Genomic DNA, 24273 nt, shown 5'->3' with positions numbered 1-24273 from the left:
AATTTCGCTTCCGGCGCAGCGGCGCTATTCGGCGCGCTTGATCGGGACGAGGCCGTTGGCCGCAAGCTCCGCCGCCTCCTTGCGGTAGGGGCTCGCCGGATAGGTGCCGAGGATCTGCGTCTGCGTCGAGAAGAACGACAATTCCTCAAGCGCAAGTTGCACAGGCCGGTCGACCGGATGACCTTCGATATCGGCGAAGAAGCGGGAGGCGTTGAACGTCCCCTCCTCCTGATAGCTCTCCAGCTTCGTCATGTTGACGCCGTTGGTCGCGAACCCGCCGAGCGCCTTGTAGAGCGCCGCCGGCACGTTTCGCACCCGGAACAGGAAAGTCGTCATCACCGGGCCGTTGCCGGGCTCGGCGTCATCCGGCTCCTTCGCCAGGATTATGAAGCGCGTCGTATTGTGGGACTGGTCTTCGATATCGCTCCTGATGATTTCGAGACCGTAGATTTCCGCCGCAAGACGCGATGCGATGGCGCCCGTCGAAAGATCGTCGCTCTCGGAGACGAGCCGCGCCGAACCTGCCGTATCGGCTTCCGGCACCGGCTTCAAACCGAGCTTGCGAAGCGTCGTCCGACATTGCCCCAGCGCCTGCGTATGGCTCATGACCCGCTTGATCGTCGAAAGGCTCGCGCCCGGCTTCGCCATGAGCTGATGGCGCACGCGCAGGAAGTGCTCGCCGATGATGTAGAGCCCGGCGTCGGGCAGCAGATGGTGAATGTCCGCGACCCGCCCCGCGACCGAATTCTCGATCGGGATCATCGCGTAATCAGCTTCGCCGTTCTTCACCGCCGCGAGCGCATCCTCGAATGTCGGGTAGGCGACGCTTTCGGCATCCGGATAGACTTCGCGCGCCGCAAGATGCGAATTCGCACCCGGCTCGCCTTGATACGAGATTTTGAGGGCTCCGGCTTCGGAACCTGTGGTTTTGGTCATGGTGGATCGGTTGTCCGGGAAAGAAACGTCAGGGCGCGATGAGGCGTCGGGCGCGCTCAAGGTCGGCGGGAGTATCGACACCGAGTGGAACCGTGTCAACGACGCTGACGTCGATCCGCATTTGAGCCTCAAGTGCCCGTAATTGCTCGAGCTTTTCCCGTTTTTCCAGCGTCGCTTGCGGGAGCGATACAAACCGTTCGAGGCTGGCACGGCGGTAAGCATAGATGCCGATGTGGTGATAGAGCGGCCCGTCGCCGTGGGGCGCCGTCGCTCGGGTGAAGTAAAGCGCCCGCAGCCGGTTCTCGCCGATCGGCGTGCCGACCACTTTGACCACGTTCGGATTGGTGCGCTCTTCGTCTTCCGAAATCACCGCCGCGAGCGTCGCGATGTCGGTCGCCTCATTCGCAAGCGGCGCAACGCAATCGGTGACAAGCACGGGGTCGAGCGTCGGCAGATCACCCTGCAGATTGACGATGATCTGGGCTTTTTTCTCCGGATCGAGCGTCGTGACGGCTTCGTGAATCCGGTCCGAACCCGAAGCATGATCGTCCCGCGTCATCACCGCTTCGCCGCCCGCCGACTTCACGGCCGCCAGAATTTCGGAACTGTCGGTCGCGACGACGACCCGCCCCAGACCGGCCTCCATCGCCCGCCGCCAGACGTGCACGATCATGGGCGCACCATGAATATCCGCAAGCGGCTTTCCGGGAAGACGGGTGGCGTGCATGCGGGCGGGAATGAGGATGAGCGTTTGTTGAGACACTGCGATCGAATTCTTTTGTTCGGTGACAAATCGCCCCAATACCGCTATCGACGTTCTTACAAAAAACGACGACGTGCTTGCAGGGCGGCCGAGCTTATATACCGCAAATCGATCTCGTCACCTTGAATTGCGCGTCATGGGGAGTGACCGTCCAAGGAGCTGAGACATGACGATGGACAGTTTCGAATTCACGAAACTTGCCGGGGCCGTGCTGTCTGCACTGCTTTTGATTTTCGGAACCCGCACGATCATCGAGATGACCGTTGGTCATACGCCCGAGAAACCGGGCTTCACCCTTCCTGCCGCCGCGCCCGCTGAAACGGCGACCCCGCCTGCAGGTGGTGCAGCAGCGCCTGCTGCCCCGGCCGAAGACAGCGGCAAAGAGGTGATTGCGCTTCTGCCCAAGGCGAACGCCGAAAAAGGCAAGACGATTTTCAAAAGATGCCAAGCTTGTCACGTATCCGAAAAAGGCCAGACGCCGACCGTCGGCCCGAACCTGTGGGACGTGGTAAATCGCAAAAAAGGCTCATATCCCGGATTTAAATATTCGGCAGCGATGGAGAAAAAAGGCGGCGACTGGTCATTCGACGACTTGGCGCATTTTCTTCACAGCCCCAAGACGTTCATCCCCGGCACAAAAATGACGTTCAACGGCTTGCCGACACCGCAGGATGAAGCCGACGTCATCGCCTATCTCGCCACCCTTGCAGATACGCCCGTTCCACTGCCAAAATGACGGCGTTTTAACTCGCTATGGGTACAAAAGTTTGCGACCTTGCCGGCTCTTTGGCGGGGTCGTTTTTGTATCCGGCCCACGACTTGTCCCCGCTGCCCGGGGCTGTGTTAAGCTGGCCCCGGAATGTGACAATTTGAAAGGGACGAAGTCGAATATGCAGATGCGCCTGACGCCGTTTATCCTTGCCGCGCTGGCGTTCATGAGTTTTTCGCTCCCGAACCCTGCAAAAGCGCAAGACGCCGCGACGCCGCCCGCCGCAGCCGCGCAATCCGCAGACGCTCCAAAGCCCGCCGAAGCTCCCAAGACCGACGACGCACCGAAGCCGGTCGATGCGCCAAAAGCCGATGAACCCGTCAAGCCTTCGGAAGCCGCTGCACCCGCTGAAGCGCCGAAACCCGCTGAAGCCGCAACCACGCCGGTATCGCCGCCGAACCCCTCCGACGCCGCTCCTGCCGGTGCTGCCTCAACGGCCACGGCCGCTGACGTCCAATGCCATCACGCGCTGTCCCTCGTCGGCGAACCGAAATACGGACCCGACTTCAAGAATTTCGATTGGGTCAATCCGAACGCGCCGAAGGGCGGCACGGTCCGTCAGTGGGCGGATGGCACCTTCGACACGCTGAACCCATTTTCCGACAAGGGCGTCAAGGCCGCGGGCTTGGGTCTGATTTTCGACAGTCTGTTTACGCCGAGCCCTGATGAACCCTCGACCCAATACGGCCTGATCGCCGAGTGCGCCTCCTACCCGGCCGATTATTCGTCCGTCACGTTCAAGCTGCGCCCCGAAGCGAAATTCCACGACGGCTCGCCGATCACGCCGGAAGACGTCATCTTCTCGTTCGAGCAGTTCAAGAACGTCAATCCGTTCTACGCCTTCTACTACAAGAACGTCGTCAAGGCCGAGAAGACCGGCGACCACGAGGTGAAATTCACCTTCGACAAGACCGGCAACCGCGAGCTGCCGATGATCGTCGGTGAGCTGAATGTCGTCTCCAAGGCCTACTGGACCGGCAAGAACGCCGATGGCTCCCAGCGCAACCTCGCGGCCACGACGGTCGAAGCCCCCCTCGGCAACGGCGCCTACAAAATCAAGTCGGTCGATACCGGCCGCAAGATCACCTACGAGCGCGTGCCCGACTACTGGGCGAAGGATCTGCCTGTGTTGAAAGGCCAGATGAACTTCGACACGCTCGAATTCACCTACTATCGCGACCGCACGCCCGCATTTGAAGATTTCAAGATCGGCAACATCGACGTCTGGTCCGAGAACCGCGCCGACGCCTGGGCGACGCAGTACAATTTCGACGCTTTGAAAAAAGGCCTGGTGAAGAAAGAAGCCATTCCGGTGAAGCGCGTGGCGCCGATGCAGGCGTTCGTATTCAACATTCGCCGCCCGCAGTTCCAGGACCCGCGCGTCCGCCACGCTTTCAACCTGCTCTTCAATTTCGAAGAGACGAACAAGAAGCTGTTCTACAATCTCTATAAGCGCGTCGGCAGCTACTTCGAAAATTCAGACCTCCAGGCGACGGGCCTGCCGCAAGGCCGCGAGCTTGAGATCCTGAACGAGATCAAATCCGAAGTGCCGCCGGAAGTCTTTACGGCGACCTACGAAAACCCGGTCAACGCCCAGGAAGGCGACTTCCGCAAGCACCAGCAGGAAGCGCTGAAACTGTTCGAGGACGCCGGCTGGAAGATCCGCAGCGAAACCGTCAACGATCCGCATTGCGGCTTCTGGTGCAAGGCGATGCAGACGATTGGGCTATCATCGGGCTCGACCGCGCGCGTCCTGCGCAATGACAGGGGCGACCAGATGACGGTCGAATTCCTGATCAACGGCGACACGTTCGAGCGCATCATTCTACCCTACGTGCAAAACCTCGAAGCCATGGGCATCAAGGCGACGGTGCGAAACGTCGACGACGCACAGTACAAACAGCGCGAGGACAACCGCGACTTCGATATCATCGTCGACAGCTTCGCCCAGTCGAATTCACCAGGCAACGAGCAGCGCGATTTCTGGGGCTCTGCCGCCGCCGACAAGCCCGGCAGCCGCAACACCATTGGCATCAAGAACCCCGCGATCGACCACCTGATCGACAAGATCGTATTCTCGAAAGATCGCGCCGACCTCGTTGCCGCAACCCATGCGCTCGACCGGGTTCTCTTGTGGAACTACTACGTCGTCCCGCACTGGTATTACCCCTACGACCGGCTTGCCTACTGGGATGTTTTCGGCCGTCCGGACAAACTGCCGTCACAAGGCGCCGCTCTGACTCAGGTCTGGTGGTACGACGCGGACAAGGCGAAAGCCGTCCAGGCAGCGAAGGGAAAGTGACCCTGTTGGAACGACCCACCCGATCACGTGCGGCGGCCGGAGCGAAGCTCTCTTTTCTGGCCGCGCTGGCATTGCTGTTTTCCATGCCCGACGGCGGCCTGGCGCAGGCTGAGCCCCGCCATGGTCTCTCGATCTTCGGCGAACTGAAATACCCGCCCGACTTCAAGCACTTCGACTACGTCAATCCCGATGCGCCAAAGGGCGGCCGCATCGTGACAATGGGAACGGGCGACGTAAATACGTTCGACAGCTTCAACCAGTTCATCGTCAAAGGCGACGCCGCCCAGGACCTCGACCTGCTGTTCGACAGCTTGATGGTCCGCGCGCAGGATGAACCTGACGCCGTCTATGGCCTCGTTGCCCAATCGGCCGACGTCGCACCCGACCGCATGTCGGTGACGTTCAAACTTCGTCTCGAGGCAAAGTTTTCAGACGGCACCCAGATCACCGCCGACGATCTCGTCTATACGCTTAGCCTTCTGAAAAGCATGGCGACGCGCCCGCAATATTCGCAGCCCTTGCACGACGTCGTGAAAGCCGAGGCGCTCGATCCTGAGACGGTGCGCTACACCTTCCAGGGCAAACTTGTGCGTGATCTGCCGATCCTGATCGCTCAGCTCCCGGTGCTGTCGAAAGCCTACTACACGGCGAATCCCTATGATGAAACGTCGTTGAAGCCGCCGCTCGGCTCAGGCCCTTATCGCATCAAGACGTTCAACTCCGGCAGCTCGATCACATACGAACGCCGCAACGACTACTGGGCGAAAGATTTGCCGGTAAACAAGGGCCGCTTCAACTTCGACGAAGTTCGCCTTGACTATTATCGCGACCGCACCATCGAACTCGAAACGCTCAAATCCGGCAACTTCGACTTCCGCGAGGAATTCTCAAGCCTCGCCTGGGCGACGCAGTACGACATTCCAGCCGTTCGCGACGGTCGTCTCATCAAAGCGCTTTTGCCCGACCGCCGCCCGTCCGGCGCGCAGGGCTACTTCATCAATACCCGTCGCGATAAATTCAAAGATCCGCGCGTACGCGCCGCGCTCGATCTCGTCTTCGATTTCGAATGGTCGAACAAGAAGCTGTTTTACGGCCTGTACAGCCGCACGACGAGCTACTTCGAAAATTCCGACATGAAGGCCGAGGGCCTGCCCTCGCCGCAAGAACTCGCCCTGCTCGATCCTTATAAGGACAAGCTGCCTCCGGAAGTCTTCGGCGAGCCCTATACGCCGCCCGTCACCGACGGCAGCGGCAACAACCGCGCCAACCTCAAGAAAGCGCGCGATCTGCTCATCAGCGCCGGTTGGAAGCCCGACGCCGAAGGCAAGCTGCGCAACGCCAAGGGCGAGCAGTTAAGCATCGAGTTCCTCGATTTCGAAGCGCAGTTCGAGCGCATCACGCTTCCCTATGTCGAGAATCTCAAGCGCATCGGCGTCGACGCCAACTGGCGTCTCGTCGATCCGGCGCAATATCAGCAGCGCCTGAAGTCGTTCGATTTCGACGTCACGACGCAGCGCTTCTCGCTCGGCCTGACGCCGGGCGTCGATATGCGCGCCTTCCTCTCCTGTGAGGCGGCCAAGGCACAAGGCTCGTTCAATCTCGCAGGCATCTGCGATCCCGTCGTCGATGCCCTGACCGATAAGGTCATCGCCGCCAAATCCCGCGCTGAGCTGACCACGGCCACGCACGCCCTCGACCGCGTTCTACGCGCCGGCCATTATTGGGTGCCGCACTGGTACAAGCCGTTCTATTCGGTCGCCTATTGGAACAAGTTCTCGCATCCAGCCGTCCAGCCGAAGTATGATAGCGGCGTTCTGGATACCTGGTGGTTCGATGCCAAGAAGGCCGCCGACCTCAATTCGGGCAAGCCTGAGCCGCAAAAAGCGTCGCAAACGACGCCGAACTCCACGCAACAACCAGTGAAGCAGTGATGGCCGTTTATCTTTTAAAGCGCTTGCTCCTGGTGATCCCGACGTTGTTCGGGATCATGCTGTTTTCGTTCATCATCATCCAGTTCGCGCCTGGCGGACCGGTTGAACGCATGATTGCGCAGCTGATGGGCCAATCCTCGTCCATCGTCAGCCGCATGGGCGGTGGCGGCGGCGATACGCTCGGCGGCGGTGGCATGAACAGCCAGCTTGGCGTCGGCGGTGGCGACTCCATCACCTCGAAATATCGCGGCGCGCAAGGCCTCGACCCCGCGTTCATCAAGAGCCTCGAAAAGCAGTTCGGCTTCGACAAGCCGGCGCCCGAGCGCTTTTACCTGATGATGAAGAACTTCCTGACCTTTAATTTCGGCAAGAGCTACTTCCGCGACGTCTCGGTGCTTGAACTCATCAAGGAGAAGCTGCCTGTCTCCGTTTCGCTCGGCATCTGGATGACGCTGCTGACGTACCTGATTTCCATTCCACTCGGCATCCGCAAGGCCGTGAAAGACGGAGAACCCTTCGATACCTGGTCGAGCGCCGTTCTCGTCGTCGGCTACGCGATCCCGGGCTTCCTGTTCGCTGTTCTGTTGCTGATCCTGTTCGCGGGCTCGTCGTTCTTCCAGTGGTTCCCCTCACGCGGTCTCTTCTCCGACAACTGGGATCAGCTCTCGGTCTTCGGAAAGATAACCGACTATCTCTGGCACCTCGTGCTGCCGATGATCGCGATGGCGGTCGGCTCGTTCACCGCTATGACGTTCCTGACGAAAAACTCGTTCCTGGATGAAATCCGCAAGCAATACGTCGTCGCCGCGCGCGCCAAAGGCCTCACCGAAAACCAGGTGCTCTACGGCCACGTCTTCCGCAACGCCATGCTGCTCGTCATCTCGGGCTTCCCGTCGGCCTTCATCAGCGCCTTCTTCTCCGGCGCACTGCTGATCGAAACGATCTTCTCGCTGGACGGCCTTGGCCTCTTGTCGTTCGAAAGCATCGAAAAGCGCGACTATCCGGTCGTGTTCGCCTCGCTCTACATCTTCTCGCTCGTCGGCCTGCTGGTCGGCATCCTGTCGGACTTCGTCTACACGCTCGTCGATCCGCGCATCGACTTTGAATCGCGCGAGGTATGACGATGGACCAGCGCGCCGACAACGCTCCCGAGACAGTCGCAGTACCCGCCGCGAAGGCCAAGAAGTCCCGGTGGCGACGCCTCTTCCGGCTGTCGCCCGTCAACCGACGCCGCTGGGAACGCTTCAAGGCGCACAAAGTTGGCTATCGCTCATTTGTCGTCTTCTCGATCCTGTTCGTCGTCTCGCTGTTCGCTGAGTTCGTCGCCAACGACCGCCCGCTGATCGTCAGCTACAAAGGCGAAATCCTGTTCCCCGTGCTCGTCGACTATCCGGAAGACAAATTTGGCGGCTTCCTCGCCATCACCGATTATCGCACGCCCGATATCCAGAACGAGATCAACGCCAACGGCTGGATGCTGTGGCCGCCGATCCGCTATTCGTATTCGACCATCAACAAGGACTATCCCGGCCGCATCGGCGACAACGGCGTCTGCCTCGGTTATCCAGCGCCGCCGCCGTGGTCCTCGTCGCTGAAGCTGTGCCCGGCGCCGGCCGACCAGCTCGCCCGCTATAACGAGTGGGGCAACACCAACTGGCTCGGCCTCGACGATCAGGGCCGCGACGTCGTCGCCCGCATCATCTACGGTTTCCGAATATCCGTTCTCTTCGGCCTGATCCTGACGATCGTCTCGTCCGCCGTCGGCATCGTGGCCGGTGCGGTGCAAGGCTATTTCGGCGGCCGCGTCGATCTCATTTTCCAGCGCCTGCTCGAGATCTGGAACTCGATCCCCGAGCTGTTCGTGTTGCTGATCCTGTCGTCGCTATTCGTGCCCGGTTTCTGGACGCTGCTCGGCATTCTGATGATCTTCTCCTGGACATCCCTCGTCGGACTCGTCCGGGCGGAATTCCTCCGCGGCCGCAACCTCGAATACGTTCGCGCCGCACGCGCGCTCGGTCTGTCCGACTGGCAGATCATGTTCAAGCATCTGCTGCCGAACGCCATGGTCGCGACGCTGACGTTCCTGCCCTTCAAGCTGTCGGGCGGCATCGCAGCGTTGACCGCGCTCGACTTCCTCGGCCTCGGCATGCCGCCGGGTTCGCCCTCGCTCGGCGAACTGCTCCTGCAGGGCAAGAAGCACCTCGAAGCGCCATGGCTCGGTATCTCGGGCTTCATTGCCGTGTCGATCATCCTCTCGCTCGCGATCTTCATCGGCGAAGCCGTGCGTGACGCCCTCGATCCGCGCAAATCGTTCAGGGCCAAAAGCTGATGGCAAATCCCGTTCCTCTCGTTGACGTGCGCAATCTCTCCGTCGCTTTTGGCGAAGGAAAAGACCTCGTGCAGGTCGTCAACGGCGTCTCGTTCCACATCAACAAGGGCGAAACCGTCGCGCTCGTCGGCGAGTCCGGCTCCGGCAAGACCGTCTCCGCAATGTCGATCTTGCGCCTGTTGCCGAACTCCGCCTCGCATCCGACCGGCGAGATTTTGTTCGGCGGCACCGACATCCTGAAAATGTCTGGCAATGACCTTCGCGAAATCCGCGGCCGCCGCATCTCGATCATTTTCCAAGAGCCGATGACATCGCTCAACCCGCTTCACACCATCGAGAAGCAGGTCGGCGAAATCATCAAGCTGCACCAAATGCTGCCCGAAGCCAAAACGCGCGAGCGCGTCATCGAGCTTCTGACGAAGGTTGGCATCCGCGATCCGGAGAAGCGCCTCGGCGCCTATCCGCATGAGCTCTCTGGTGGCCAGCGCCAGCGCGTGATGATCGCTATTGCGCTCGCTAACAAACCTGACCTATTGATCGCCGACGAGCCGACTACCGCACTCGACGTCACCATTCAGGCGCAAATTCTGGAGCTTCTGAAGTCGCTTCAGAAAGAGATGGGCATGGCCATGCTGCTCATCACCCACGATCTCGGCATCGTGCGCCGCATGGCCGAACGCGTCTACGTCATGCGCAACGGCGACATCGTCGAGACCGGCGACGCCGAACAGATCTTCACCGCACCCAAGCACGCCTACACGCGCCATCTTCTCGATGCCGAGCCGAAAGGCATGCCGCCCGCCGCCGACCCGACGCGTCCCGTCGTCGTCGAGACGGACGATCTGAAAGTCTGGTTCCCGATCAAGAAGGGCCTGTTGCAGCGAACCGTCGATTACGTAAAAGCGGTCGACGGTCTGTCGATGAAACTTCGCGCCGGCGAGACGCTCGGCGTCGTCGGTGAATCCGGCTCCGGCAAAACCACCCTCGGCCTTGCTATCCTGCGGCTCATTTCATCGCAAGGTCCCATCGCCTACGTCGGCAAACGCATCGACGCGCTGACGAACAAGCAGATGCGCCCGCTGCGCAAGGAAATGCAGATCGTCTTCCAGGACCCTTACGGCTCGCTCTCGCCACGGTTGACGGTCGGCCAGATCATCGAGGAAGGGCTTCTGATCCAGAATCCCGAACTCGACGAAGAGCAGCGGCGCGAACGCGTCGGCGCGGAACTGAAGGAAGTCGGACTCGATCCAGCGTCGCAGGATCGCTATCCGCATGAGTTCTCCGGCGGCCAGCGCCAGCGCATCGCGATTGCCCGCGCCATGGTCTTGCAGCCGAAGTTCGTCATGCTCGACGAGCCGACAAGCGCTCTCGACATGAGCGTTCAGGCCCAGATCGTCGATCTTCTGCGCAAGCTGCAAGCGAACCACGGTCTCGCCTATCTCTTCATCAGCCACGACCTCAAAGTCGTGCGCGCGCTTTGCAACTACGTCATTGTCATGAAGAACGGCAAAGTCGTCGAAGAAGGCCCCGCGCGCGATATCTTCGAAAAGCCGCAAGACGAATATACCAAGGCGCTGCTCGCGGCAGCCTTCGACATCAAGGTGGCATACAAGGGGGCGCTTGCGAGCTGACAGGCTGGCGAGCTGACTGGGAGGTCGCCGATGGCAACGCCGAAGCTCGTCCACTATCACGCGCCAAACACCCGCTCATTCACCATCCGCTGGCTGTTCGAAGAATTGGGCGCGCCGCCGCACGAACTGAAAATTCTCGACATGAAGGCCGGCGAGCACAAATCGCCCGCGTTCCTCGCCATCAATCCGATGGGCAAACTGCCTACCGTGACCGCGGATGGCACGCCGATCACCGAGGTCGGCGCAATCGCAATTTTTCTTGCAGATCTGTTTCCCGAGGCAAAGCTCGCACCTGACGTGAAGGATCCGACGCGCGGCACCTACCTGCGCTGGATCGTCTTCAACCACGGCGCCATCGAGCCAGCCGTCATGGACAAAGCACGCAAGCTGCCGCCGGGCTTGCCGTCGTCCTCGCTCTGCTATGGTAGCTACGACGATACCGTAAACGCGCTTGTCAGCGCCGTGCGCAACGGCCCCTACATTCTCGGAGATCGCTTCTCCGCAGCCGATGTTGTGATCGGATCGGCGGTCCGGTTTCTGACGCTCTTCAAGATGCTTCCCGATCGGCCGGAATTTTCCAGCTATATCGAACGCATGACGAGCCGCCCGGCATTCAAAACCGCCGCCGCCAAGGACGATGCGCTCGTTCGCGAGCGGTCCTGCTGAACGGCATCGGTCGCCTTTCCGTACCCGGAAGATCGGTTATTCTGGTGATCCTCCGAATCGCTGACGCGAGACTGCCAGATGCTCCCCGATGATGTATTCCGCGACCGCCTCGAAAAAACGCTCGTGGAAATTGAAACGTCCGTCGCTCGCATGCGCGACTACGCCGCCGTCGATGTAATCGCGACGACAGCTTATTGGCGTGTCGTCGTTCTGCCGATCGTGCCGGAAGCTTGTCCGTTTGAACTGCTGATAGCATCCAAGCAGACCTTTAGCCTCAAGCTCGCCGAAGAAGCATTCGAAGACCTGCCGGTCGAGCATTTCGAGCTTTTCCCGCACCTCGTCCGCTCCATCGAAGCGGGCCACGTCGAGAAAATCTCCAAGTTCGATGCCATGACCGACGAGCTGATCGCGATCGAGATGCGTGTGGCGCTCGGCCCCGGATGGGATTGGCGCGGCGAACGCCGGATTGCCAAAGCGCCGCCGGAAGAGGTCTGGCGAACGCATCGCTATCTCGCCTACCGGCGCTAGAACCCATCCATCGCGGCATAGCCTGGAATGCGTTTGATCGCGGTAATCTGACTGCCCGTCTTGGCAATGCGTAGCACCGCCTCGGGCAGCGTCTCGACCGACGTCTGCATATGCCAGGCGTTGGCGTGCACCATCATGATGCCGTCGATCATGATGCCGACGTGCCCCTTCCAGAATATCAGGTCACCGCGCATCAAGCCTTCGAGATCGTCGGCCACCAGCACGTTTTCGCCAAGCTCGGCCTGCTGCATGTCACTGTCGCGCGGTGCGGGAAAACCGGCGGCGGCAAGCGACGTCTGCACGAGGCCCGAACAATCGATGCCGATCCGCGTGCGGCCGCCCCAGAGATACGGCGTGCCGATAAAGCGCTCGGCGATTTCCACGAAGTCGCGCGCGAAACGATCGTTCGGTGCAGCGTGGCGTGCATAGACGAAGCCGCCGCTTTCAAGCTCCAGAAAGCCCTCGTCGCCGCCGCGCACGGCAATCGCGGCATTGAGCGGCAGATGCATGATCGGCGGCGTCTTGATGTCGGGTTGGGCGTAGAGAAACGTCCCCAGCGCCTGAATGTGATGCGTCGTGTGAAAGGTGCCGCGGCGGATGGCATCGCTCGGCACATAGCCGACATAGCCGTCCCGCGCGAGCTGCACCCAGCTCCATCCACCGCCGTCTTCGTAGATCGTCAGGCTCTCGCCGAACAGCGCTTCCGTCTCGAAGCCACGGGCGGGATCGGGAAATTTGCGCAACGGCACCGTCGCGCGGATGACGAAACCCGGCTCTCCGGTGACATAGCGTTCCGCGCGCACGACACCTTCGAGCGACTGCGCCGCGAGATCCGAGCGGAATGCGTTCCGTCTCGGATCGAGCGAGCTCGCCGGTCGCTGAGAAACGTCAGCCGTCACGACGTCAACTCTCGCCGCAAGTGTTCCATCACGGCCCTCGCCGTTTGTGGCTCACCGCCCTTCGGCCCGAGAGGACGTGCGGCGGGACGCCAGCCATAGAGATCGAAATGCGCGAAACGGCGCGCTTTGCTGACGAACCGTTTCAGAAACAGCGCCGCAGTAATGGCACCGGCAAATGGCGATTCCCAGACATTGTTGATGTCGGCAATGTCGCTGTCGAGATTGCGTAGGTAACCCTCCCAAAGAGGCATAGCCCATAGCGGATCGCCGATTGACGCTGCAAGCGGCGGCAGAGTCTGCGCCAGATCATTATCGTTCGTGAAGAACGCCGGCAGGTCCGGCCCCAGAGCCGACCGCGCTGCGCCGGTCAGCGTTGCGAAAACGAAGATGCAGTCGGGCTCGTCGGCATCGGCAAGCGCCAGGGCATCGGCGAGCACCAGGCGCCCCTCCGCGTCCGTATTGCCGATTTCGACGCTAAGCCCCAGACGGCTCGCCAGAATGTCGCCCGGACGGAACGCATCGCCGCCTACGGAATTTTCCGCTGTCGGGATGATGACGCGCAGCCTGCAGTTGAGCCGCTGCCCCATGATCATATGCGCGAGCGTCAGCGCCGTAGCCGCGCCGCCCATGTCTTTTTTCATCAGCAGCATGGCGCTCGCGGGCTTGATGTCGAGACCGCCGGTATCGAAGCTGATCCCCTTGCCGACAAGCGTAATTTTCGGCGCCCCGACCGGCCCCCAGCTCATGTCGATGAGACGCGGCGGCCGCGGGCTCGCACGTCCGACCGCATGAATGAGCGGGAAGTTCTTCGCCAACAGGTCGTCGCCGACGACGACGGAGATGTCGGCCCCATGACGGTCGGCCAGAACCCGCGCGACGGCCTCGAGATCGGCGGGCGCCATGTCGGACGCCGGCGTGTTGATCAGATCACGGCCGAGCCAGACGGCTTCAGCCGTGTTGATGATGCGCTCAGCGCCCTCCGCCGCCAGACGCAGCTTCGCGCGCGCCCCGTTCGAACCTTTGCTGCGGTAGCGCGAAAACGAATAGCTGCCGAGCGCCCACGCCAGAGCTGCAAGGTCGGGCTGCGACAGCTCCGATGCGATCCGATAGGTCCCGGCAGGCAACCCCGCACCGAGCAGCCCCGCGAGCAATTCCGACGGACCGCTCGGCTCGCCCTGCTGGCCGTTGCCCGTGCCGAACGCGACGGCTGAAACTTTCCCCTCGGCGTTGGGCAGAAGAACGGAGCGCTTGGCGCTCCCGGAAAAATTCTGAGCTGCGAGCCACGCCTGCTGCGCGGCATCGAGCGGCGACGGCTGAAGACTGTTCGACCCGATGAAGTGCACCGGTATGTCGCTCGCATCCGGCGCGCCAAGTGCAAAGGTCTCCGCTGCGGCCCAGGCTGTCGTCTCAACCATTCGTCTTCGTTCTCTCTTTTACCGTTGCACCAAGCTGACCAAGGTCGCGACCCGGCCGCAAACTGGCGGCCTCGACAGGCGCCCCCGGGCTGCAGTTCATTCGCGTTTTCTCCAGCTATCACAGGTCACTGGCAAGTCTTAAGCGTTTGTTGACCGATGCCCCAGAAACTGACGGCCTCACCTTGATTCGTCGCTGATGAGCGAATCACCCCAGGAGACCGTCATGACGCGTTTTGAGCGCCCCCGCTCGCAAACTTTGCCGCGCCTTCCGCGCCTCGGAACCTTCGCGTCGCTTACGGCATCGCTGCTCCTGGGTGCCTGCTCCGCCTCCACTGATCTGCTACCAAGCATCGCCATGAAACCCAGCGATACGACGACCGGAGATACCACGCCGGACACGCCGCAGACCGAGTTGCAGAAGGCAACGATCTACTGGGGCCAGCAATACGCCAAAAACCCGGCCGAACTGAAGCCCGCACTCAATTATGCGAAAGACCTGAAGGCGCTCGGCGAAAAGTCGAAAGCCTTGTCTGTTCTGCAGCAAGCAGCGCTCATTCACGGCAGCGATCAGGAGCTTGCCGGCGAATACGGCCGCCTGGCGCTCGAAATGGACCAGGTCGGCGTCGCCAACCAGATGCTGACGGTCGCCGACGATCCGGCGAAACCGGATTGGCGGGTCGTCTCGGCGCGCGGCACCGTGATGGCGAAGCAGGGCAAATATGCCGACGCCGTGCCGTTCTATGAGCGCGCGCTGACCCTTTCGCCGGACAACCCCACCGTCATGAACAATCTCGCCATGGCCTACGCCATGACCGGCGATCCGAAAAAGGCCGAGGGCATCCTGCGTCAGGCATTGGTCGCCCCCGGCGCAACGCCGAAGGTTCGTGAAAACCTCGCCCTCGTGCTCGGCCTGCAAGGCCGCTACGATGAATCGAAGGCCATCGCATCCGGCGTGCTCTCGACCGATACCGCCAGCGCCAATGCCAGCTATCTGAAACAGATGGTCCAGCTCCAACCGACGACGGCCATGCCCGACGCCAAAAGCTTCGCCAGCAACACCTACGTGAGCCCCTCCCAGCCGCGGATCGAAGTGCAGCGCGCCGCCGCCACGACGACGTCATCGCTTCCCGTCAGCCAGAGCGTCTGGCAGACGACGACCGACCAAAGCCCGCCACTGGTACGCTGACCCCGCTGCCGGCTACCGCTCGACATCATGACGCGCCGCCACGCCAAGCGCGCACTTCTTATCAAATAGACAAAGACCAATCGCAGACCGGACGTCTCTTCTCGCTGCTCCTCGCAAACGTGGAGCGGCGAAAAGCGCGCCCTAATGCTGCTTCAGCGCCATATAGCTGATGACGGCCGGTCCCAGAATGACGACGAAAAGTACCGGCAGGAAGAACACGATCATCGGCACGGTCAGCTTCGGCGGCAGTGCAGCGGCCTTACGCTCGGCTTCCGACTGCCGGATTTCGCGGTTTTCCTTGGCCATCGTACGCAGCGCCGTCCCGACGGGCGTGCCGTAACGCTCCGCCTGAGCGAGCGCTGTTGTCACCGCTTTCACGCCGGGCAACCCCGTCCGCTTCGCAAGATTGTCGTAAGCCTGCCGCCGGTCCTGAAGATACGAGAGTTCCGCCGTCGTCAGCGACATTTCTTCCGCCAGCTCGACCGATTGGCTGACGATCTCCTTGCCGACTTTTGCAAACCCGGCTTCGACCGACATGCCCGACTGCACGCAAATCAACAGCATGTCGAGCGCATCCGGCCACGCCTGCTTGATGGCCATCTGGCGCTTCTGCACACGGTTGCTGATAAACATGTTCGGCACATAGAAGCCGAGAAAACCCGCCGCAAACGCGATCAATAGATTAACCGTCGGCGGATAGCCGCTGTCGTACAGCACGAAAAGATAGAAGAGAGCGAAAAAGAAAATCGCAATCGGAGCAGCAACGCGGAAGAACAGGAACGCGACAATGTTGGCCTGACCGCGCAGACCCGCTCGCTTGAGATTTTCGCGCAGCTCTTCGTTGTCGAACCGTTCCCGCAAATTGAACTTGTCGACAACCCGCTGCATAAAGCCTTTCGGCGTGGAGCGAAGCCGGCTCGTACCGCCCTGCTGGCGGTCTTTCGACGTCATTTCCGCAAGCCGCGCCGAGCGCATTTTGCTGCGCTCAATCGCCATTTCACGCATGCGCCGGTTCATCTGGTCCCGCTGCAGCATCGGCAACGCCACCGTCAAAACCGTCGCGAAGACGCAGATCGCCGCCAGCGCCGTCGCGATGAACTGCGGGTTCATGATTGTATCGATGAATGTCGTCATCCGCGCACGACCGTGCCTGCTCACGTGAAAAGATTAGAATTTGAAGTTGATCATCTTCCTCATGATCAAAACGCCGGTAAGCATCCACACCGCGCCGAACGCGACCATGAAATGCCCCATCGTCGTTGTGAACAGCGGCATGATGTAGTCGGGCGACGACAGATAGACCATCGTCATGACACCGGGCGGCAAAGATGCAAGCACGATGGCCGATGCCTTGGCTTCCGCCGACAGCGCCTTGACTTTCATCGCCAGCGACTGCCTTTCGCGCAACACGCTCGCCAGATTGGAGAGTGCTTCTGACAAGTTGCCGCCCGCCTGCTGCTGGATCGCAATGACGATCGTCAGAAAGCGCACTTCGGGAAGTGGAAGCCGGTCGCACATGCGCTCAAGCCCGTCCGCCAACCCGACGCCCATCTTTTGTTGATCGACGACTTCGAGAAACTCGCTGCCGAGCGGTTCCGGACTCTCACGTGCGATGACCTGAAGACATTCGTTGAGCGGCAGGCCGGATTTGATGCCACGCACGATGACGTCGATAGCGTTTGCAAGCTGACCCAGAAATTTGGCCTGCCGACGCGCGGTCATCTTGTTCAGAATCCACCGCGGCAGACCAAAACCGCCGACGAATGCCGCCACGATCGCCGCCGAAAACGGCAATTCGAGAATGAGAAGCGCGATAGACGCCAAAAGCACGCCGAGCAACGCACTCGCAACATAGAAATCGCGGGGCTTTCGCTTCGTACCGGCCCGCATCAAGCGCAGGCTCATCGTGATCTTCTTCTTGGCCTTCTCGCGGACTTCGATTTCCTTCAGCGTTTCAGCAACGGACTTTTTTCTGCTGCTCTGGATATCGGCAATGGCCGAGCTACCTTTGCGCGACGACCGTCCTCCCGCAACGACCTCGACACGCTTTCCCTTGCGATCGTCCGCAAAATACGGGTACGCCACCGCGAACACGATACCGGCGAAAGCCAGCGCGGCGAGCAGCGGCGCGAGAAACGTCGGCAGCCCAAGATCAGCCATTTTGATCTCCAAGCGGATTGCCGAGATCGTCCATGACTTCCGACCGCACGAGCGCCGCTGCGAGCTTTTCAGTCTCGTTGTAGTATTCTGCGCGCTCCCAGAACCGCGGACGAACGATGCCCGTCGAACGGTGTCGCCCGGTCAGCTTGCCGTGTGCGTCTTCGCCCGTGATTTCGTAGACGAGAATGTTCTGCAGCGTGATCGTTTCTTCTTCCATGCCGAGAACTTCAGTGATGTGCGTGATCTTGCGCGAGCCGTCCCGCAATCGCGAGGCCTGAATGATGACATCGACCGAACCGCAGATCATTTCGCGGATCGTCTTGATCGGCAGCGCGTAGCCACCCTGCATGATCATCGATTCAAGACGGCTCAAGGCTTCGCGCGGACTGTTGGCGTGAAGGGTGCCCATCGAGCCGTCGTGGCCGGTATTCATGGCCTGAAGCAAGTCAAACGCTTCAGGTCCGCGGACTTCGCCGACGATAATCCGCTCAGGCCGCATACGCAGGCAGTTCTTGATGAGATCGCGCATCTTGATCTCGCCCTCGCCTTCGAGGTTCGGAGGGCGCGTTTCAAGCCGCACGACATGAGGCTGCTGCAGCTGAAGTTCGGCCGAGTCTTCGCACGTGATAATGCGCTCGTCGTGGTCGATCGAGCCGGTCAGACAGTTGAGCAGCGTCGTCTTGCCCGAGCCCGTACCGCCTGAGATGACGACGTTGCAGCGAACGCGTCCAATGATCTCCAGAATAGTTTTGCCTTCCGGCGTAATCGAACCGAACTTAACGAGCTGTTCGAGCTTCAGCCGATCCTTTTTGAATTTTCGGATCGTGAGCGCCGGCCCGTCGATTGCAAGCGGCGGCGCTATGACGTTGACGCGTGACCCATCCGGCAGACGCGCGTCGCAGATCGGGCTGGATTCATCGACACGCCGGCCGACCTGGCTGACGATGCGCTGACAGATATTCATCAACTGCTGATTGTCGGCGAAGCGGACGCCGGTCTTTTGCACCTTGCCGCCGACTTCGATGAAGGTCGTCGCCGCTCCATTCACCATGATATCGGCGATATCATCTCGCGCCAGAAGGGGCTCAAGCGGACCATAGCCGAGAACATCGTTGCAGATGTCTTCGAGCAGCTCTTCCTGCTCCGAAATCGACATCACGACGTTCTTGATCTGAATGATCTCGCTGACGATATCGCGAATTTCTTCGCGCGCCGTCACGCTGTCGAGCTTCGATAGCTGCGTGAGATCGATGGTGTCGATCAGCGCGTTAAAGACTGTCGTCTTGACGTCATAGTACTCTTCGGAATGCCGCCGCTGCGGTTCCGGCGCGGGTTCCGGCTTTTTAGGCGGCGCGCTCGGTGGCGGCGCCGCACTGCGCGCCGGAGCTGCCGCAGCCGGTCTAGCCTCGGTTGCAGCAGGTGCGGCCTGCGGTTCGGGAGGACGCGGCGTTACGCGTCGATCTGCCTGTGGCTCGTTTGAGCGCCTTCCGAACATGAACCTGAAATCCTCAACGCTTGAGCTTTAGCTTCTCCAAGATCGGCGCCAGGGCCGAAAGTGCCGAACTCTGTTTTTCGGCCTTCGTGTCTTTACGTCTCGTTAGCTTCATCGCCACATCGTGAAACTTTTCGACGGCTTTTGCCTTGGCGTTAAGCTCTTCCACCATCTGGCCGTTGTTGGCGGCCTGACTGAACGTCTCGCTGTCATAGTCGACGACGGCGAGAACCTTCAAATCGAGCGCCTGCTCGAATTCCTTGACGCTGATTTCCTGCCGCTTCGGCTGGTTTGCCATATTGAGGATCAGGTGCGGATGCTGGTCGTTCCGCCGCGAGGTCTTCATGAGATCGACAATATTCTTCGCGTTTCTCAGATTGGCGAGATCGGGCGCAGCGGTAATGACGATCTCGTCGGCCTGCAGCAACAGCCGCTTCGTCCACGGAGACCAGCCGTGCGGCAGGTCGATCGCGACGAAGGGCACGTTCTGCCGCGCGACATCGATAACGGTCTCGCAAGCGTCAGCCGAAAAATCGAAGTCGCGGTCGAGGACAACGGGGGCCGCAAAAATCGACAGCCGTTCGGAGCACTTCGTCAGCAACCGGTCTAGCAGCTGATCATCCAGACGCTCCGGCGCCGACAGCGCTTCGACGATGCCTTGAACGGGATCCTGGTTAAAATCGAGACCCGTCGTGCCGAACGCGAGGTCCATGTCGGCAATCGTGACGTCCGTTTCCAGCGCCTCCGACATCGTCCACGCTACGTTATGGCAGATAGTCGACGACCCGACGCCGCCCTTGGCGCCGATGAACGCAAAGACGTGCCCGACCGGGTCCGTCTCTGGGTTGTTGTAGAGATTGGAGATGCTCTCCATCAACTCGATGGGATCCGTCGGCGCGACCAGATATTCAGCGACGCCGCGCTTCAACAGCTCGCGATAGAGCATCACGTCGTTATGGCGACCGATAACGATCACCTTCGTTCCCGGATCGCAGCTTTCTGCGAGATGATCGAGCTCCGACAGCAGCTGACTGCCGCTGTGAGAACTATCAGCAATGATGAGATTGGGCGTCGGACTATCGGCATAGTGCGCAATCGCCGCCGCGATCCCGCCCATGTGGACGCTAACATGCGCCTTCGCCAGGCGCCGATCTTCCGCCGCATGCTGAACCGCATCAGCGACGTTCAGATCGTCGCAAAACGCTTGAATTGAAATGCGCGGGATCGGCCGGGCGCGATCGCTAGGATGGGCGGCCAACGCCTCATCGCTATCGAAGTAGGGCTCGTCGTCGGTAACATGAGCAAGCTTGGACATGACGTCTCCGATCGATCACTGGCCGCTGGTGACACTCTGGACGGTCTGAGCCTCGGCCGCTGCGCCGACGGCTTTACCCTTGACGTATTTTTCGTACATGTCGTCGCGGCGGTTGGAATCGCGGCTCGTCATCGTACGCGGTCCGAGCAGATCGGCTGGATTGGCGACCATCACCGCCAAGTTGCGCTGCGCCGCGCAGCCCATGTTCGGATAAGGCGTGTTCTGGTAAGTCCGTGCCAGGTTCTCAGACCAGTCCTGCCCGCAATTCGGCGCCTCCGCGACATAGCGCATATACGAAAGCCGCACCGGCGCATCGCGGCCGTAAGCCGGGTACGCCTCGACCGCGATGTTCGTCTCCGAATAGCCTGTATCGATAAGAAGTTTGCGCGCTTCATCCGCGGCCTGCATCGAAGCGCTTTCGTTCGACGCGCCACTTGGTGCCGAGATAACGATGCGGCTGTTACCAGCATCGGACGCCCGGCTGCGGCTGGAGAATTCGAGCACCCGCGCCCGCTGCGCTGGCGTCAATCCATCGGCGTTCCGCGAGATATGCAGGCTGAGGGTCGCGGGCTGTTGCGAAACCAGGATCGGGTGACGCTGCTCGGGATCGACGAGCGTCCAGCCCGCAACTTGCGGTCCCGTGACACCATCATGCTGACAACCGCCCGCAACCATGGACAATAGGGCGATCGTGACAATCCTGCCCATGTCGGTCCGCAATCTCTTCGGGCCGCCGGCACTCGTGCTTTTCATCTGCATGACGCGTCTTGCCCCAATTATTCGACGATAAAGCCGTAGTCACCTTTGAGACCGCCGGACGGCATAGCTTCGCTCTTGCCGTAGATCCGGTTCAGATGACCCAGAAAGTCTGCCTTGAGATCGGTCGCCGGCGCCAAACCATCCGCAGGCGTCGCAAGCTGCTGACGCGAGACCGGCTGCACGACATAGGGCGTCACGATCACGACCAGTTCCGATTCCTGGTTCTGGAAGTCGCGGCTGCGAAATAGCGTACCGAGAATCGGGATGTCTTTTGCACCCGGCAGCCCGTCGATGTTCTGCTGCGTCTTGGTGCTGATGAGACCGGCAAGCGCCAAGGAGCCGCCCGACGGCAACTCGACGACCGTCTTGGCCTGGCGCGTATCGAACACTGGGTTGTTGGCGATGAACTGCGAGATATCGCTGACGCTGGTATCGATCTTGAGACTGATGCGACCTTCGGAAAGAACGACCGGCGTGAAGCTCAACTGCACACCGAACTTCTTGAAAGCCACCGAGCTAACGCCCGACTGCGTGTCGATGCCCGTGACGTAAGGAACCTCACCGCCCGCCAGAAACTCAGCCGGTTCGCCCGAAATCGCTGTCAGGTTGGGCTCGGCTAGCGTGCGGATCAGACCATCGCGTTCGAGCGCGCGGATCGCTGTCTGGACTGCGTTGTTGCCACTGCCGAATTGCGAGGTGACGCCGCTGTTCTGAAACGATCCTCCGGCGCCCGTATTGATCGTGCAAAGCGCGCCGACCGTACAGCCGGAACTCGCCGACGTTCCGATGCCGACAGAAGGCAGCGCGCCGAGCCCCTGCGCGACTGTGATTGGGAACGAGTTTTGCGTCAAAAGTTGCGTCGCGAAGCTACCGGACTGCACCATCGCGCCGACGTTGACACCCATCTGCTTGAGCAGGGTGCGCTGAACTTCAGCAACCGTGACCTTGAGCATCACCTGCTCTTCGGCTTCGACCGTCAGCATGTTGATGACGGATTCCTTGATCTGGTTCGTCTGCCCTTCAGCCAGCGAAACACCCTCCTTGGTACTCGCCGAAAAGGTGTGTAACTGCTGCGAGATGAACTGTCCGGCGATATCGCCCGCACGCGTCGAGTCGATCGGGCTCTTGACGGAGCCGGTCAGGATCACGGTCTGGTTCAGCATTTCGACTTTGATCCGCGCGCCCGTAATGATGCGGTTCAGAAGCGATTCAAGTCCCGCAGTCTCGCGCGCAACGTAAAGCTCCATCGTCGCGAATTGATTGCCGGACGTGTCGAAGAAAAAGGCGTTGGCTTCGCCCATGTCTTTCGCCAGCAGGAAAACGCGGTTCGAGCTCAGCACCACGGCATCGACGACAGCCGGGTTGGAAACCATCACGTCGCGAACCGGCCGCGGGAACTCCAAGAGAACCGACTTGCCCATCCCGATCTTTATGCTCTTGCGGATTGGACCCCCGGTATCCTGGATACGGATAAACGACTGGTGATCCGCCCCCGAAACATCGTCGTCGTAAGACTGGTCGCCGCCCCGTTGCGCCTGCGCAGATGCGGGCGATAAATTCGCGCACAATATCCCGACGCCGACAAGCAGCGCGACGGCGCGCACCGCGGCGCGCCACGAAAATTCTAGAGTAATGCGCATGAGGTCTTACCTTATGACGACCACTGACTTTTGATGACTCAGTTCACGCCATACACACGCGACTTCGCGCCGTAACGTACGATACGCACGGAATTCTCTTTCGGCCGGCTGAGGCCCGCACCCGATCCCGTCGGATCCGAATTCAGATCGGCGACGCTGCGCAGCGAGAGGGTGATGTCCCCCATCGTATTTGCGAGCGCCATCATTTCGGACTGACGTGGCGTCAGCTCGAGCGTTGCCGTGCTCGCTGAGCTTTCGGCGACCATCTTGCCTTCTTTGGTCTGGATCTGCTGTCCGATCGCAAGCACCCGAACGTTGCGAAACAGCGTATCGGCGACGCTCTGGTCATCGTTGTTGCGACCTCGCACGCGCCGGATCAGGATGACGTCGACGTGATCGTTCGGCAGGATCAAGCTGCCCGCCGCCGTTTCCGCGCGGATCTTCGTCGATATGGCGCGCATGCCTTGCGGAAGAATGGCAGCGAGGACGCCGCCGTCGCCGGGCTTGATCAGCTTTTGCTTCGTAATCGGCTCACCCGCGAGGATCGGCGCTCGCGCGACCGATCCGGCAAGTCGCTTCAAGATGTCAGCTCCGACCGTTTTTTGGTTCAGATAGTCGGGCGACACAGCACTTTTCGGCCACGTCATCCAGCGGAAGCTGCCTTCGTTGACGATCTCGCCAACGGGAATATTCCTGCCGGCAACGAGCACCTTTGTGCTGTCGACATGCTTCTCGACGGTAATGGGAGCAGGCGGCTGCAGAAAAGCGCCCGCGACATAATAAGCTAGCCCCGCGGCAACGAGTGCCACTGAAAAACCGATAAGCTGAGCCCGCTTCATACGCCCCGCAAGTCCCTTCGCGTTCGAACGTGATTCCCTCTCACTGACGATGGCCCGACAATCGTCAATTTGAAGTTAACCGCCGTCTCGAACTGGGGCGTAGAGGTAATTCGTTGTAGAGACAGTTATCGAAGCGTAAACGGCGTTGCGCCGTGAACCGCTCTGACGCCGATGCCTTACGACATCAGCGACAGGAAAAGGTCAGTGCTCGGGAACACGGCAAGCGCACCGGCCGCGATGGCGATACCATAAGGGACCGGACCTTTGTCAGTGTGCAGCCGATGCGCCCAGCCGGGAAGCACGAGGGCTGCCGCTGGCTCCCATCGGCGGTACGCCAGGATGGCAAGGCACAGCGCACCGCCGAAGATCGTCGTCAACAGCAAATAGCTAATGATGTGCGCGGCACCGATCCAAAGAGCACCGGCCGCGATCAGCTTCGCATCTCCGCCACCGAGCAGATTGAACGCAAAAAGGCTGAACGTCACTGCAAGGACAGCAAATCCGACCGCCAAATTCATGCCGAACACGTCAAGCGGCATGCGGGTCAGAAGCGCAATGACGACAAATCCGGAAACCAGCGCCATCGGAATGCGATTAGGGATTTTCATCGTGAGAAGGTCGTTCGCCGCTGCAAACGCCATCGCCACCGGAAAAACCATCAGAACAAAAGATGCCATCGAACTCATACGCCAAGACCCGGTTATAGACCGCCA

21 protein-coding genes are annotated in these 24273 nt (G+C 60.6%); 9 read left to right on the top strand and 12 right to left on the bottom strand.

Annotation, left to right across the window (positions count from 1 at the left end):
- Positions 1-24: 24 nt before the first annotated feature.
- On the bottom strand, positions 25-936 hold the full coding sequence (locus HYPMC_RS02885) for a prephenate dehydratase (protein ID WP_013946276.1): 912 nt from the start codon (positions 934-936) through the stop codon (positions 25-27).
- Between the two features lie 28 nt (positions 937-964).
- Positions 965-1699 (bottom strand): 3-deoxy-manno-octulosonate cytidylyltransferase, encoded by a 735-nt coding sequence (locus HYPMC_RS02880; RefSeq protein WP_013946275.1) that lies wholly within the window; start codon positions 1697-1699, stop codon positions 965-967.
- Between the two features lie 166 nt (positions 1700-1865).
- Here HYPMC_RS02880 and HYPMC_RS02875 point away from each other — a divergent pair, with 166 nt between their 5' ends.
- The 8 genes from HYPMC_RS02875 (at position 1866) to HYPMC_RS02835 (ending at position 11855) form a co-directional block, all read left to right on the top strand.
- Positions 1866-2435 carry a cytochrome c family protein gene (locus HYPMC_RS02875; RefSeq protein WP_013946274.1) on the top strand — a complete coding sequence of 190 codons (570 nt, stop codon included), beginning with the start codon at positions 1866-1868 and terminating at the stop codon, positions 2433-2435.
- Positions 2436-2589: 154 nt separating this feature from the next.
- Complete coding sequence (locus tag HYPMC_RS02865) at positions 2590-4770, top strand: extracellular solute-binding protein (protein ID WP_013946273.1); 2181 nt, start codon at positions 2590-2592, stop codon at positions 4768-4770.
- The gene (locus HYPMC_RS02860; RefSeq protein WP_013946272.1) at positions 4767-6701 is read left to right on the top strand and encodes an extracellular solute-binding protein; all 1935 of its coding nucleotides are present in this window, start codon (positions 4767-4769) and stop codon (positions 6699-6701) included. The genes HYPMC_RS02865 and HYPMC_RS02860 overlap by 4 nt, the downstream gene beginning before the upstream one ends.
- The gene (locus HYPMC_RS02855; protein WP_013946271.1) at positions 6701-7822 is read left to right on the top strand and encodes a microcin C ABC transporter permease YejB; all 1122 of its coding nucleotides are present in this window, start codon (positions 6701-6703) and stop codon (positions 7820-7822) included. The genes HYPMC_RS02860 and HYPMC_RS02855 overlap by 1 nt, the downstream gene beginning before the upstream one ends.
- A gap of 2 nt (positions 7823-7824) precedes the next feature.
- Positions 7825-9030, top strand: coding sequence for an ABC transporter permease (locus HYPMC_RS02850; protein ID WP_024275362.1), 1206 nt, complete (start codon positions 7825-7827; stop codon positions 9028-9030).
- Positions 9030-10661 carry an ABC transporter ATP-binding protein gene (locus tag HYPMC_RS02845; protein ID WP_013946269.1) on the top strand — a complete coding sequence of 544 codons (1632 nt, stop codon included), beginning with the start codon at positions 9030-9032 and terminating at the stop codon, positions 10659-10661. Before HYPMC_RS02850 ends, HYPMC_RS02845 begins: the two co-directional genes overlap by 1 nt.
- 30 nt (positions 10662-10691) lie before the next feature.
- Positions 10692-11327 (top strand): glutathione S-transferase family protein, encoded by a 636-nt coding sequence (locus HYPMC_RS02840; RefSeq protein ID WP_013946268.1) that lies wholly within the window; start codon positions 10692-10694, stop codon positions 11325-11327.
- A gap of 78 nt (positions 11328-11405) precedes the next feature.
- Positions 11406-11855 (top strand): hypothetical protein, encoded by a 450-nt coding sequence (locus HYPMC_RS02835; RefSeq protein WP_013946267.1) that lies wholly within the window; start codon positions 11406-11408, stop codon positions 11853-11855.
- On the opposite strand, the gene HYPMC_RS02830 is transcribed toward HYPMC_RS02835, so the two are convergent.
- Positions 11852-12754, bottom strand: a complete 903-nt coding sequence (locus HYPMC_RS02830; RefSeq protein WP_013946266.1) for a C40 family peptidase — start codon at positions 12752-12754, stop codon at positions 11852-11854. The genes HYPMC_RS02835 and HYPMC_RS02830 overlap by 4 nt on opposite strands.
- A complete protein-coding gene (locus HYPMC_RS02825) occupies positions 12751-14169 on the bottom strand; it encodes a M17 family metallopeptidase (RefSeq protein ID WP_013946265.1) in 1419 nt (472 codons plus the stop codon). Before HYPMC_RS02825 ends, HYPMC_RS02830 begins: the two co-directional genes overlap by 4 nt.
- 223 nt (positions 14170-14392) lie before the next feature.
- On the opposite strand from HYPMC_RS02825, the gene HYPMC_RS02820 reads away from it, so the two are divergent.
- Entirely contained in the window at positions 14393-15355 is a 963-nt protein-coding gene (locus HYPMC_RS02820) for a tetratricopeptide repeat protein (RefSeq protein ID WP_013946264.1), read from the top strand.
- Positions 15356-15496: 141 nt separating this feature from the next.
- Here the strand turns inward: HYPMC_RS02820 and HYPMC_RS02815 are convergent, their stop codons facing one another.
- The 8 genes from HYPMC_RS02815 to HYPMC_RS02780 form a co-directional block, all read right to left on the bottom strand.
- Positions 15497-16489, bottom strand: a complete 993-nt coding sequence (locus tag HYPMC_RS02815) for a type II secretion system F family protein (RefSeq protein WP_013946263.1) — start codon at positions 16487-16489, stop codon at positions 15497-15499.
- A 33-nt stretch (positions 16490-16522) separates the two neighbouring features.
- Positions 16523-17515 (bottom strand): type II secretion system F family protein, encoded by a 993-nt coding sequence (locus tag HYPMC_RS02810; RefSeq protein ID WP_013946262.1) that lies wholly within the window; start codon positions 17513-17515, stop codon positions 16523-16525.
- Entirely contained in the window at positions 17508-19010 is a 1503-nt protein-coding gene (locus HYPMC_RS02805) for a CpaF family protein (protein ID WP_013946261.1), read from the bottom strand. The genes HYPMC_RS02810 and HYPMC_RS02805 overlap by 8 nt, the downstream gene beginning before the upstream one ends.
- Positions 19011-19023: 13 nt before the next feature.
- Positions 19024-20322: a pilus assembly protein CpaE gene (locus HYPMC_RS02800; protein ID WP_013946260.1), complete on the bottom strand. Its 1299-nt coding sequence runs from the start codon at positions 20320-20322 to the stop codon at positions 19024-19026.
- A 15-nt stretch (positions 20323-20337) separates the two neighbouring features.
- The gene (locus HYPMC_RS02795; RefSeq protein ID WP_013946259.1) at positions 20338-21081 is read right to left on the bottom strand and encodes a CpaD family pilus assembly protein; all 744 of its coding nucleotides are present in this window, start codon (positions 21079-21081) and stop codon (positions 20338-20340) included.
- 17 nt (positions 21082-21098) lie between these two features.
- The gene (locus tag HYPMC_RS02790; protein WP_013946258.1) at positions 21099-22721 is read right to left on the bottom strand and encodes a type II and III secretion system protein family protein; all 1623 of its coding nucleotides are present in this window, start codon (positions 22719-22721) and stop codon (positions 21099-21101) included.
- A gap of 38 nt (positions 22722-22759) precedes the next feature.
- Positions 22760-23560, bottom strand: coding sequence for a Flp pilus assembly protein CpaB (cpaB, locus tag HYPMC_RS02785; RefSeq protein WP_013946257.1), 801 nt, complete (start codon positions 23558-23560; stop codon positions 22760-22762).
- A 176-nt stretch (positions 23561-23736) separates the two neighbouring features.
- Complete coding sequence (locus HYPMC_RS02780) at positions 23737-24237, bottom strand: prepilin peptidase (protein ID WP_041299636.1); 501 nt, start codon at positions 24235-24237, stop codon at positions 23737-23739.
- Positions 24238-24273 lie beyond the last annotated feature (36 nt).

It is taken from the genome of Hyphomicrobium sp. MC1 (assembly GCF_000253295.1).
In the GTDB taxonomy this organism is placed as follows: domain Bacteria; phylum Pseudomonadota; class Alphaproteobacteria; order Rhizobiales; family Hyphomicrobiaceae; genus Hyphomicrobium_B.
Note: the sequence above shows the minus strand (reverse complement) of the source record. Positions and strands in the feature narration are given on the sequence as shown.